Source organism: Nonomuraea sp. NPDC050451 (genome assembly GCF_044458585.1).
Genome location: NZ_JBITHZ010000084.1, coordinates 1 through 13,444, shown reverse-complemented (window position 1 = coordinate 13,444; position 13,444 = coordinate 1). Strand labels below are relative to the sequence as shown.

Here is a 13,444-nt window from a genome sequence, read left to right as displayed (position 1 = left end):
GCCATGCTGCCGCCGCCATCGGCGCTGCCGGTCTCGGCGCCGGTTGTCACCGCGCCGCTGGTGACCAGCACCAGCCGGGTCTCGGCCAGCCGCTCATCAGCCAGCCACCCGCTCAGCACACCCACGACCCGGTCCAGCTCCGACCGCAAGCCCTCCAGCGGCCCATCTCCGTCCCGGCGGAGCACGCGCATCACCACGGCGGCGGGAACTGCCTGCCCGGACGCGACCGCATCACCCAGCGCCGCCGCATCCACGTACTCCTCGACACCGCCACCGGCGGACTCGACGGCAGCGGCCAGACCAGGCCACCGCTCACCCACCACCGCCACATCCACAGCGCCGACCGGCTCACCCGGCAGCGGCACCCACGCCACACGATGCAGCGCATCGTGCCCAACCTGCGGACGCGACGACAGCCCATCCGCGGGCAGCGGGCGTGAGATCAGGCTCGTGACAACCGCGACCGGGGCACCGGTGCCATCGGCGATCCGGATGCTGGAAGCGCCGTCCTCAGCCGGAAGGACGTGAACACGCACCTGCTGAGCGCCGGAAGCCAGGAGCTCCACCCCGTTCCAGGCGAACGGCAGCGCGACCCCCTCAGCCTGCTCGATGAGGCCGGTGGCGTGCAGGGCGGCGTCCAAGAGAGCCGGGTGGATGCCGTAAGCTCTGGCCTCGGCGGCCTCCCGCTCGTCCAGCTCCACCTCGGCGAACACCTCTGCGCCACGCACCCAGGCCCGCTTGAGACCCTGGAACGCTGGACCGTAGCCATACCCGGCACGGGCCAACGCCTCGTAGTGACCGGACACGTCCACCGCCTGCGCTCCCGCCGGCGGCCACTGCTCATCAGCAGAACCGGCCGCGCTGCTCGTCGCGGACAGGGTGCCGGCGGCGTGGCGGGTCCAGGGCCGCTGGCCGGTGCGGGCATGCACCGCAACCTCGCGCCGCCCGTCCTCATCGGCGGCGGCCACGGCCACCTGGAGCTGGACCGGCTCGTCACCGTCGATGACCAGCGGCGCTTCAAGCGTCAGCTCCTCCACCACCGGGCAGCCGACCTCGTCACCCGCCCGCACCACCAGCTCCACGAACCCGGTGCCGGGGAAGACCACCGTCTCCCCCACCCCGTGATCAGCCAGCCACGGGTGCGTGGAGGTCGAGATGCGCCCGGTCAGCACCAGCCCGCCGTGATCGGGCAACTCCACCGCCGCTGCGAGCAGCGCGTGATCCACCCGGGTCAGCCCCAGCCCACCCGCGTCCGACACGCCGGTCGTGGCGGGCTCCAGCCAGTAACGCCGGTGCTGGAAGGCATACGTGGGCAGCTCAGCAGCCACGCTGGTGCCGGGCAGGAGTCGTCCCCAGGCCACCTCGACACCGGCCGCGAACGCCTCGCCCACCGAACGCACGAACCGCCCCGGGCCACCCTCGCTCCGGCGCAACGACGACACTGCCACACCCGATGAGCTGGTGGCGTCCAGGATGTCCTGCACCGCCATCGTCAACACCGGATGCGGGCTCACCTCGAGGAAGAGATCGTGGCCGTCGCGAACCGCGCCCCGTACGGCGTCCTCGAAGCGCACGCGCTGGCGCAGGTTGGTGTACCAGTAGTCGGCCCCCAGCCGCGCGGTGTCCAGCGGCTCCGCGGCGACCGTGGAGTAGAAGGGCACGTCGGCAGAGCGAGGCTCGAGCCCGGCCAGTTCGGCCAGGACGGTCTCGCGGAGCCGTTCCACCTGGGCGGAGTGCGAGGCGTAGTCCACCGCGATCTTCCGGGCCTGCACGCCCTCAGCGGTGAGCGCCGCGAAGAACTCGTCCAGGTCGGCGGCGCCGCCGGACACGACGACGGAGGACGGGCCGTTCACGGCGGCTACCGAGAGCCGGTCGCTCCACGGTTCGAGCCGCCGCACCAGCTCCTCGTACGGCAGCAGCACGGCCAGCATGCCGCCCGTCCCGGCGAGCTCCCTGCGGATGACCTTGCCGCGCTGGGCGACCACGCGGGCCGCGTCCCGCAGCGACAGCGCCCCGGCCACGCACGCCGCGGCCACCTCACCCTGCGAATGCCCGATCACCGCGGCCGGACGGACCCCCACCGACTCCCACAATGCCGCCAGGGAAACCATGACCGCCCAGGTGGCGGGCTGGACGACGTCGACCCGGTCCAGGGTCGGAGCCCCGTCCTCACCGCGCAGTACGTCGAGCAGGTCCCAGTCGACGAACTCGCTCAGCGCCTGCCCGCACTCGGCCAGCCGGGCGGCGAACACCGGCGACGCCTGCGCCAGCTCCACCCCCATCCCGGCCCACTGCGCCCCCTGCCCGGGGAACACCAGCACCGCATCCCGCCGGCCCGACGCCGTACCCGAGACCACCGCGGGATCAGACTCACCGGCCGCCAAAGCACGCAGACCGCCCAGCAACTCCTCCCGATCCGCGCCCACGACCACGGCACGGTCCTCGAAGGCAGCACGGGCACGCACCAGCGACACCCCGACACCCTCCGCCGACACCTCCGGCCGGGCATCGACATAGGCGGCCAACCGCGACGCCTGGGCCCGCAACGCCTCCTCACCGCGCCCCGACACCACCCACGGCACCACACCCGACACCACCGGAGCATCCGCGGGCACGTCCTGAGGCTGCGGCTGCGACGCCACTGCCTGCTCCACGATCACGTGCGCGTTCGTCCCGCTCACCCCGAACGACGACACACCCGCCCGCCGCGGCCTGCCGTCCGGCTCCGGCCACTCCCGCGCCTGCTCCAGCAGCCGGACCTGGCCCTCCTCCCAGTCGACATGGGTGGACGGGGCGGACACGTACAGGGTCTGGGGCAGGAGGCCCTCGCGGGTGGCCATGACCATCTTGATCACACCGGCCACGCCCGCGGCGGCCTGCGTGTGCCCGATGTTCGACTTCACCGACCCCAGCCACAGCGGCTCCGCCGGGTCACGGTCCCGCCCATACGTGGCCAGCAGCGCCTGGGCCTCGATCGGGTCGCCGAGCGTGGTTCCCGTGCCATGGGCCTCGACCACGTCCACCTCGGCGGCCGTCACCCCGGCGTTGGTCAGCGCCTGGCGGATCACCCGCTCCTGCGAGGGACCGTTGGGCGCGGTCAGACCGTTGCTGGCCCCGTCCTGGTTGACCGCCGTGCCCCGGATGACCGCCAGGACCTGGTGGCCGTTGGCCCGCGCGTCGGAGAGGCGCTCCAGCAGCAGCATGCCGACGCCCTCGGCGAAGACCGTGCCATCGGCGTCGTCGGAGAAGGCCTTGCACTTGCCGTCGCGGGCCAGCCCCTGCTGCCGGCTGAAGTCCACCATCAGCTCGGGGGTCGGCATCACGGTCACGCCGCCCGCGAGCGCGAGCGTGCTCTCCCCGCTGCGCAGCGACTGGCAGGCCAGGTGGATGGCGACGAGCGAGGAGGAGCAGGCGGTGTCCACCGTGACCGCGGGGCCCTCCAGCCCCATGCTGTAGGCGACCCGGCCGGAGATGACGGAGCTGGTGTTGCCGGTCTGGACGTACCCCTCGACGCCCTCGGGGAACGGCCCGAGCCCCGAGACGTAGCCGGTCTGCGTCCCGCCGACGAAGACGCCGGTAGGGGTGCCGCGCAGCGTGCCGGGGTCGATCGCGGCCCGTTCCAGCGCCTCCCAGGCGACCTCCAGCACGTGCCGCTGCTGCGGGTCCATCACCAGGGCCTCGCGCGGGCTGATCCCGAAGAAGCCGGCGTCGAAGTCGCCCGCCCCTTCGAGGAAGCCGCCGTCACGCGCGTACGTCGTACCGCTGGCGTTGTGGTCCTCGCTGTAGAGCGTCTCGAGGTCCCAGCCCCGGTCGTCGGGGAAGGAGGAGATCCCCGAGCGGGCCTCCACCAGCATGTTCCACAGGTCCTCCGGCGAGTTCACCCCGCCGGGGTAGCGGCAGCTCATCGCCACGATCGCGATCGGCTCACGATCCTTCGCCTCGACCTCGCGCAGCCGCCGGCGGGTGCGCTGAAGGTCGGCGGTAGCACGCTTGAGGTAGTCCCGGAACTTGTCATCAGTGGCCATGGGATTCTCAACCAGCCTTGAGGTAGTGAGGCGGAACGGGACGGACGTGAGCCGGCGCGGTCTAGCCGGCTGTCCTCCGGTGGCGGAGCACGAGCTCTTCCAGGTCCTTGACCAGGTCGTGCGGGGTCGGGGTCTCCCGTATCTCCTGACTGGTCTTCTGTGCGCGCTCGGTGAAGGTGGAATCGTTCAGGATCCGCTGCAGTTCGGTGCGGAGGGTGACGGCCGAGAACCGGTCCGGCGGAAGGTGCACGCCCACGCCGTGCGCTTCGATGGCGTCCGCGACCTGGTCCTCGTCGTGCAGCGCGTGCGGGATGATGAGCTGCGGGACCCCGTTGAGCAGCGCCGTCAGGGTGCTGCCCGTCCCCGCGTGGTGGACGATCGCCGAGCAGGTCTTGAGCAGCGGGTCCAGCGGCACGAACCCGGGGATCCGTACGTTGTCGGGGACCGTGGCCCCCTCGGGGACGGAAGCGGGGCCCAGCAGGGCGACGACCTCGATGTCCAGGTCGGCGACGGCCTCGAACAGGTCGGGGTATCCCAGCTTCGCGCGGCCGGCCCACACCTCCTGGTAGGAGTTGCCCAGGGTGACGCAGACCCGTGGCCGCTCCGGTTCAGACCGCAGCCAGTCGGGGATGGTCCCGGGGCCGTTGTACGCCACGTAGCGCACGGGCAGGTAGTCGTACTCCGCCGGCATGCGCAGCCAGGACGGGAGCGAGTCGATGGTCGTCTGGCCGAGGACGAGGTCGTCGTCGTATTCGCAGCCGTACTTCTCCAGCTTGGCGGTCAGCCAGTCGCGTACCGGGTCCTCGCCGGCGGCCTCCGGGCGTTCGGCCCGCAGGCGCAGGAACAGCTCACGCAAGCGGCCCCAGTGGTCGCGGCCGATGGTGGTCCGGGCGTGCGCGGCGCCGCAGGCGGTCGCCGCCACCGGTCCGGTGAACGTCATGCTGTCCCAGATGACCAGGTCAGGGCGCCATGAGCGGCAGAAGGCGACCATGCCGTCGTAGACGGACTCGTCGGTGTTGACGTCCAGCGCCATCGGGGAGGCGAAGGCCGCGAGGCAGTCGCGCACGTACTCGTAGGTGAGGACCTCGGGCCGGATCTCCGTGATGGAGTACCCGGACCCGTAGATGGTCTCCTCGGGTGCCATCGCCGCGACGCGCTCGGCATATCTCGCCTCGTCGCCGACGGCGACTCCCATCAGTCCCGTCTGCTGCACCAGGGGCATGATGTCGGGTTGTGCCGCGATCACGACGTCGTGGCCCGCGGCCTTGAGCGCCCAGCCGAGCGGCACCACGAGGTTGAGATGAGCGCTGGCCGCGAGTTGGGTGACAACGACGCGCATACAGCATCCTTCCGGCAGGTACAAGGGTCGGCGGCGCGCAACGCGCCCTTCCGCTCACAGTGGGTGTCGTGAGCAGGTCCGCCAGAGCCCCATCGACTCTCACGAGACAGTAATCAGCCACGTGAGAGGCACCGACCCCTAGATCACCCCTCAGGCCCCCCTGGGGACTCCCGCCGTACTGGGGTTCTCGCCGAGCCGTCGCAAAGTGAGCGCGAGGGTCAGGCGGGCGCGGCCCTCGGCCGACTGCACCGGGAAGCCGAGCTCGCTCTCGGCCCGGGCCAGCCGGGCGGCGACGGAGCTGCGGTGGATGTAGAGGCGGGAGGCGGTCTGGCGGATGGAGTCGCTGGCCGCGAAGACGTCCAGCGTGGCCAGGACGGAGTCGCCGTTGGCCCCTTCCGCCAGGCGGTCCAGTGCGGCGACGTCCGGGGATCCGCCGATGGCCTCGTACGGCAGGTGCTCGGCGAGGAGGGCGAAGCCGCCCAGCCGGTCCCAGTGCACGACCCTGCCCCACAGCTCCCCCGGGCCGGCGAAGCGCAGTGCCGTACGTGCCAGGTGCCAGGCCTGCGCGGCGCTCGCGGACGGCACGCGCGGGCTCACCCCGACCGTCGAACTCGTGCTCGCGAGAGCGTCGGGCCAGGGCGGGCCGGAGACGACGACCCCGTGCACCTGCCCGAGGCGGGCCGCCCTGCCCCCCAGCCCGGAGGCGTCACCGGCGACGGCGAACACCTGCACGGAACGGTCCGGCCTCAGCCCGAGGAGCTTCAGCGCCCGGGAGCGTCCGGCCTCGTCGACGGCCGAGCTGAGGACGAGTTCGACGAGCGCCGGGTCGCCGAACGCCGGGCCGGGCTCCCTCCTGCCCAGGACGGCGGCGCAGGCGATGGCGAACCGTTCGACGAGCATGGCGTCGATCGGGTATTCGTGGCCGCGCCGCTCGATCCACACCTCGCCGCCGTTCACGAGCCCGTGCCTCCTGGCATCCGGGTCGGCGGGCCCGTCGGGGGTGCCGCCGTCGGCACTCACCCGCCGATACACCCCCAGATGGGGAACGCTCACCCCTACGGGGCATTCCGCGAGCCGCGCGGCCTCCAGCAGGAGCCGATCCAGATCGGTCCCGTTCTGCAGGAGCACGTCGAAGAAGCTGATCACCCTGAGCTCGTCACCCGCGTGGGCGTCGAGTTCTGAAAGGCGCAACAGCAGGTGCTTCATCAGATTGACCTCGGCTCTGATTTTGCGTTCACTCGGGCTCGGAAAAGCGACGCCGCGGCCGGCAGTCGCCATTCGGGGTGAATGTTCGCAACGGAACGGTATACGGATACCGGGGCTTCGCGGCGGGTCCGGGGAGCGGAATCCCGCCCTATAGGGGATACGCACGGGTCGGATAGGGGTCCGCCCTCGATCGGCCGTCACCTAGCGTCGGCAGGGCCGCTCACCTGCGCATTGGGCGGCATTTCGATGAATGGCCCAGGGCGTGGGGCGCCGTCTCCGCGCCGAGCGTTGATGAGGTGGTTGACTTGGCCCGAGCCCCCAGCGCCAGGGGAACCCTGCCGTTCGGCGACCACGTGACCTGGTACCGGGTGACCGGCACACCGGGAAAGGGAAAACCGGCGGTCGTGGCCCTGCACGGCGGGCCCGGCGGCACCCATGACTATTTGCTCCCGCTGGCGGACCTCGCCGACGCCGGGTGGCCGGTCGTCCATTACGACCAGCTCGGGAACGGCGGTTCCACGCATCTCGACGACGCGGACCCGGGATTCTGGACGCCGGAGTTGTTCGACGCCGAGCTGGGCAATCTGCTGAACCGGCTGGGCATCGCCGGCGACTACGTTCTCTTCGGGCATTCCTGGGGCGGTCTGCTGGCCGCCAAACACGCGTCGGAGCGGCCGTCCGGCCTGCGCGGCCTGGTCATCGCGAACTCGCCGGCCTCGTACCCGGAATGGCGGAAAGAGCTGAAGATCCTGCGCGACCTGCTGCCGAGCGGGATCAACGAGACGCTGCTCGCCCACGAGGCGGCCGGAACCACGGAGACCCGCGAATACTTCGACGCGATGATGGTCTTCTACAACCGGCACGTGATCCGTACGCAGCCGTGGCCGCGCGAATTCAAGGCCACGTTCATGGACACGCTGAGCAATCCGACCGTCTATCACGCCATGAACGGGCCGTGCGAATTCCACGTGATCGGCAGCCTGAAGGACTGGGGCGTCATGGACCTCCTGCCCGGCATCGACGTGCCCACGTTGGTGATATCGGGCCGTCACGACGAGGTGACCCAGGAGTCGGTCCGGCCTTTTCTCGAGCTCATTCCCCGGGCCCGTGGAAAGGTCTTCGAGGATTCCAGCCATTCGCCGCATCTGGAGGAGCCGGAGCTCTTCCGGCAGGTGCTGCTCGAATTCCTCGGGAGCCTGACCCAAGGAGAGAAATCTTGAACGACGCCACCGATATCGTGAAGAGCGACGCCGAGCTCGCTGCGCGCTACGGATCGCCGCTGTACGTCTACGACCTCGAACGTGCCGTCGCGGCCCATGACGACCTCCGCGCCTCCCTGCCCGAGGGGACGGTCGTCTATTTCTCGTTCAAGGCCAATCCCCATCCGGAGATCGCCGAGGCGCTGCGGGTGAGCAGCGGTTCTTCATGCAAGGCCGAGATCAGCTCCACGGGCGAGCTCGCCGCGGCCCTGCTGGCGGGCTTCGACCCGCTCGACATCCTCTACACCGGCCCCGGCAAGACGACCGAGGAGGTGGAGGCCGCTCTGGAGGCCGGCGTCCGCCGTTTCTCCGTCGAATCGGTCAACGATCTGCGCCGGATCGGGCAGGCCGCGTGGGAGCAGGACACGGTCGCCGACTGCCTCCTGCGGGTGAACAGCACCGGCTCGGGGGCCACCACCAGCATCCGCATGACGGGGGCGCCCTCCCAGTTCGGCTTCGACAGCGAGACGCTGCCCGAGCTCATGCCGGAGCTCCGCTCGGTGCGTGGCACCCGTCTGTCGGGGATGCACCTGTTCTCGCTGAGCAACGCGAAGGACGAGGAATCCCTGATCGCCGAGTTCAAGCACACGATCACGGCGGCGGCCGAGGTCCGCGACTCGACGGGCCTGGAGCCGGAGCTGCTGGACATCGGCGGCGGCTTCGCCTCCCCCTACCTCTCCCCCGGCGAGCGCCCCGTCTACGGCGGGCTCCGCGCGGCGCTGGAGGAGGTCCTCGACTCGCACTTCCCGGGCTGGCGGAACGGCAGCCCCCAGGTCGCCTGCGAATCCGGGCGCTACCTCGTCGGCGACTGCGGCCGGCTCGTGTGCACCGTCACCAATGTCAAGGAGAGCCGCGGCGGCAGGTTCATCATCCTGGACGCCGGGATAAACACGCTGGGCGGCATGTCGGGGCTCGGGCGGCTGCTGCCGGTCTCCATCCAGTTCGAGTCCGCCGAGCCCGTGGAGCGGGCCAGCCTCGTCGGCCCCCTCTGCACCCCGGGCGACATCCTCGGCCGCAACGTCTCCGTACCCGAACTCCGCCCGGGGGACGTCGTGACCATCCCGAACGCGGGCGCCTACGGCATGACGGCCAGCCTGCTCATGTTCCTGGGCCGCCCGGCGCCCACCGAGGTCGTCATGCGCGGCGACAGGGTCGTCTCCTCGTCCCACGTCCTTTTCGTCCGCATGTACGAGTAGCACCACCTGCCTGCCCTGCAGGTATCCATCGTCGGCTGTCCCGGCTCAACCGCCGCGGACAGGATCACTGCGGTTCATATGGAGAGTCAAACAGATGAGCCAGTCCGGAAACAGCGAATTCGAAGCCAGCGGCACCCCGACGACGAGGGCCGGACGAGCGACGGCCTTCACACTTCGACTGGCGGACCTCTCCATGGCAGAACGCCGGGCGTCCCTGATCGAACTGGTGAGCCGGACGACGCTCGACGTGATGAGCGCCGTACTGCCCGGGCTGCTGGAGACGGTCTCCCCCGAGCAGACCTTCAAGGACATGGGGCTCGACTCTCTCGCGGCGGTCGAGCTGCACGACCGGCTCGCCGCCGAGCTCGGCGCCGAGCTCCCGATCGGCATCGCCTTCGACTACCCCACGCCGGCCGCTCTCGCCGACTATCTGCTCACCGAGGCACTCGGGCTGGGGGAACGGCGAACCGCCGAGATCACGGCCGCCGTCGGCTCCGACGAGCCCATCGCGATCGTTGGCATGGCCTGCCGCTACCCCGGCGGCGTGGCCACGCCCGAGCAGCTGTGGGAGCTGATCACCGAGGGCCGGGAGACGGTGACCGGGTTCCCGACCGACCGGGGATGGGACCTCGACCGGCTCTTCGACGACGACCCTGACGCCGGCAACACCACCTACGCGCGGGTGGGCCACTTCCTGCACGACGCCGCGGAGTTCGACGCGGCGTTCTTCGGGATCAGCCCGCGTGAGGCCGTGGCGATGGACCCGCAGCAGCGGCTGATCCTGGAGACGTGCTGGGAGGCCGTCGAACGGGCCGGCATCAACCCCCAGACCCTGCACCAGAGCCAGACCGGCGTCTTCATCGGCGCCGAACCGCAGGACTACGGCCCCCGGCTGCACCAGGCGCCCCCCGACGTCGAGGGCTACCTCGTCACCGGCGCCGCGCCGAGCGTCGTCGCCGGCCGGGTCGCGTACACGCTGGGCCTGGAGGGTCCCGCGGTCACGGTGGACACCGCCTGTTCGGCGTCGCTCGTGGCCATCCACCTGGCCTGCCAGTCGCTGCGCACCGGGGAGAGCCCGCTGGTGCTCGCGGGCGGGGTGACCGTGATGTCCGCGCCGGGGACGTACACCGCCTTCAGCCGCCAGCGCGTCATCGCCGCCGACGGCCGCTGCAAGGCCTTCAGCTCCGACGCCGACGGCACCGGCTTCTCCGAGGGCGTGGGTGTGCTGGTGCTGGAGCGGCTGTCGGACGCGGTGGCCGCCGGTCATCGGGTGCTGGGGGTGATCCGTGGGTCGGCGGTCAACCAGGACGGGGCCAGTAATGGTCTGACGGCTCCGAACGGTCCTTCGCAGGAGCGGGTGATCCGCCAGGCGCTGGCCAATGCCGGTGTGCCGGGTACTGAGGTGGACGCGGTCGAGGCTCATGGCACGGGGACCGCGCTCGGCGACCCGATCGAGGCGCACGCGTTGCTGGCCACGTATGGGCGGGACCGTGATCCGGCGGAGCCGCTGTGGCTGGGGTCGGTGAAGTCGAACATCGGGCACACGCAGGCCGCCGCGGGAGTGGCCGGTGTGATCAAGATGGTGCTGGCGATGCGGCATGGGCTGTTGCCGCGGACGCTGCATGTGTCCGCTCCTACGGCCCATGTCGATTGGGAGCGGGGCCAGGTACGGCTGCTGGAGCAGGCGCGGGAGTGGCCGGAGCCGGATGGCCGACCGCGGCGGGCGGGTGTGTCGTCGTTCGGGGTGAGCGGGACGAACGCGCACGTGATCGTGGAACAGGCTCCCGAGCCGCAACTGGACGCGCCCGGGGACGCTCCGGTGGTTTCCGGGGTGGTGCCGTGGGTGGTGTCGGGGCGCGGTGAGGAGGCGTTGCGGGCCCAGGCGTCGCGGTTGGCCGCCTATGTCGATGCCCGGCCGGAGGTGTCGGCGGAGGGTGTCGGGGTGTCGCTGGTGCGTGCCCGTGCTGCCTTCGAGGACCGCGCCGTGGTCGTGGGCGCGGATCGGGAGGAGTTGCTGGGCGGTCTGCGTGCCTTGGCGGCCGGTGAGTCTGATCCCGCGGTGGTCTCGGGTACGGCGTCGGGCCGGCGGGATGCGGTGCTGGTGTTCCCCGGCCAGGGGGCGCAGTGGGCCGGGATGGGCGTGGAGCTGGCACAGGCGTCGCCGGTGTTCGCCGCCCGGCTGGAGGAGTGCTTCACCGAGATCCGGCGGTGGGTGGACTGGGACCCGGCCCAGGTCCTGGCCGATGCCGATGGGGCCGGCCTGGAGTCCATCGAGGTGCTGCAGCCGATGGCGTTCGCGGTCGGGGTGGCTCTGGCGGCATTGTGGGAGTCGGCCGGAGTCCGCCCGACGGCAGTGGTGGGGCATTCGCAGGGCGAGGTGGCCGCGGCTTGTGTGGCCGGGGTGTTGTCGCTGGCCGATGCCGTCCGGGTGGTCGTGCTGCGCAGCCGGCTGTTCGCCGCCGAGCTGTGGGGACGGGGCGCGATCGCCGCGGTCGGGCTGCCCGCCGAGACCGTGCGCGAACGTATCGCTTCGTGGAACGGCGGGTTGGAGGTGAGCGCGGACAACGGGCCCGCCTCCTGCGCGGTCGCCGGACCGACCCAGGTGCTGGAAGAGCTCGTGGAACGCCTGCGCGGTGAAGGAGTGCGGGCGCGGTTGATCGCGACCACGGTCGCGTCGCACTCGCAGATGGTCGAGCCGCTGCACGGGCAACTGCTGGAGATGCTGGGCCCGATCGAGCCCGGCCCGGGCCGGGTGCCGGTGTATTCGACGGTGACAGGCGGAGCGCTGGCCGGTTCGGAGCTGGGCGCGGAGTACTGGTTCGCCAACGCGCGACAGCCGGTGAACTTCCAGGGCGCGGTACGGGCGTTGCTGGCCGACGGCCGCACCGCCTTCATCGAGGTGAGCCCGCACCCGGTGTTGACGATGGCGGTGCAGGACATCCTGGACGCCACCGGCACATCGGGAGTTGCGGTGGGGTCGTTGCGCCGCGGCGAGGGTGGCCCGGACCGATTCATGCGTTCGGTGGGCGAAGCATTCACCGCCGGCGTCGAGGTGGCCTGGGGACGACTCCTGCCCGGCACCAGCGTGGCTGCTGAGCTGCCCACGTATGCCTTCCAGCACCGGCGCTACTGGCTGGAGCCCGCCACGACCGGCGTGTCGGACGCGGGCGGGCTGGGCCAGGCCCAGGTGGACCACCCGCTGCTCGCAGCGGCAGTGGAGTTGCCCGATCACGGCGGGCTGGTGCTGACCGGGCGGATCTCGACCTCCACGCACCCGTGGCTGGCTGATCACGGTGTGGGGGAGACGGTGGTCTTCCCCGGCACCGGGCTCGTGGAGCTGGTGGTGCGCGCGGGTGACGAGGTCGGCTGCCCGGTGGTGGAGGAGCTGACGCTTGAGGCGCCGCTGGTCATCGACGGTGACGAGCCGGTCCAGCTCCAGGTGGCCGTGGCCGCCGCTGATGAGGACGGGCGGCGTGAGGTGGCGGTGCACGCCCGCACCGGCCAGCGGCCCTGGACCCGCCACGCCGCCGGCACCCTGACCACGACAAGCAGCACGCTAAATCCCGCGAGCGAGCAGTGGCCGCCCGCCGGAGCACACGCGGTGGACGTATCCGGCCACTACGAGACCCTGGCCAGCACCGGATATGGCTATGGTCCGGCCTTCCAAGGACTCAAGCGCGCCTGGATCCGCGACAACGAGGTGTTCGCCGAGGTGGAACTCGACGAACGAGAGGCCGCCGAGGCCAGTGCTTACGGCATCCACCCGGCTCTGCTGGACGCCGCCCTGCACGCCACCGGCCTCATCGAGCAGGCTGAGGGGGTCGCGCTGCCGTTCGCCTGGAACGGGGTGGAACTTCTCGCCTCCGGCGCCCAACGCGTGCGTGTCCACGCCCAGCCCACCGACGACGGCGCCACCAGCATCCACATCGCCGACACCACCGGCGCCCCGGTGGCCATCATCACAAGCCTGATCTCACGCCCGCTGCCGGCCGGCGGGCTGTCGTCGCGTCCGCAGCCTGGGCACGATGCGCTGCATCGCGTGCAGTGGGTGCCACTGCCGGCCGAGCCGACCGGCGCTGTGGATGTGGCGGTGGTGGGTGAGCGGTGGCCTGGTCTGGCCGCTGCCGTCGAGTCCGCCGGTGGCGGTGTCGAGGAGTACGTGGACGCGGCGGCGCTGGGTGATGCGGTCGCGTCCGGGCAGGCAGTTCCCGCCGCGGTGGTGCTGCGCCTGCCGGTGGCTGCTGTCGGCCAGGACAGGCTTTTGGAGGGGTTGCGGCCGGAGCTCGATCGGGTCGTGGGTGTGCTGAGCGGGTGGCTGGCTGACGAGCGGCTGGCCGAGACCCGGCTGGTGCTGGTCACCAGCGGCGCGGTGACAACCGGCGCCGAGACCGGCAGCGCCGATGGCGGCGGCAGCATGGC

General features: G+C 71.4%; 6 protein-coding genes. 3 read left to right on the top strand and 3 right to left on the bottom strand.

Annotation, left to right across the window (positions count from 1 at the left end; translation table 11 throughout):
• The 3 genes from ACIBI9_RS67155 to ACIBI9_RS67145 form a co-directional block, all read right to left on the bottom strand.
• The coding region (locus tag ACIBI9_RS67155) for a type I polyketide synthase (protein ID WP_397239442.1) at positions 1-4,025 on the bottom strand (4,025 nt) is incomplete at its 3' end.
• A 61-nt stretch (positions 4,026-4,086) separates the two neighbouring features.
• Positions 4,087-5,364, bottom strand: coding sequence for an activator-dependent family glycosyltransferase (locus tag ACIBI9_RS67150; protein ID WP_397239440.1), 1,278 nt, complete (start codon positions 5,362-5,364; stop codon positions 4,087-4,089).
• Positions 5,365-5,514: 150 nt separating this feature from the next.
• Positions 5,515-6,570 carry a helix-turn-helix domain-containing protein gene (locus ACIBI9_RS67145; protein ID WP_397239438.1) on the bottom strand — a complete coding sequence of 352 codons (1,056 nt, stop codon included), beginning with the start codon at positions 6,568-6,570 and terminating at the stop codon, positions 5,515-5,517.
• Between the two features lie 305 nt (positions 6,571-6,875).
• Here ACIBI9_RS67145 and ACIBI9_RS67140 point away from each other — a divergent pair, with 305 nt between their 5' ends.
• From ACIBI9_RS67140 to ACIBI9_RS67130, 3 genes are all read left to right on the top strand, one after another.
• Complete coding sequence (locus tag ACIBI9_RS67140; protein WP_397239436.1) at positions 6,876-7,790, top strand: proline iminopeptidase-family hydrolase; 915 nt, start codon at positions 6,876-6,878, stop codon at positions 7,788-7,790.
• A complete protein-coding gene (locus ACIBI9_RS67135; RefSeq protein ID WP_397239434.1) occupies positions 7,787-9,025 on the top strand; it encodes a type III PLP-dependent enzyme in 1,239 nt (412 codons plus the stop codon). Before ACIBI9_RS67140 ends, ACIBI9_RS67135 begins: the two co-directional genes overlap by 4 nt.
• 193 nt (positions 9,026-9,218) lie before the next feature.
• Positions 9,219-13,444, top strand: a 4,226-nt coding sequence (locus tag ACIBI9_RS67130) for a type I polyketide synthase (RefSeq protein WP_397239432.1), incomplete at its 3' end; no start/stop codon positions are given.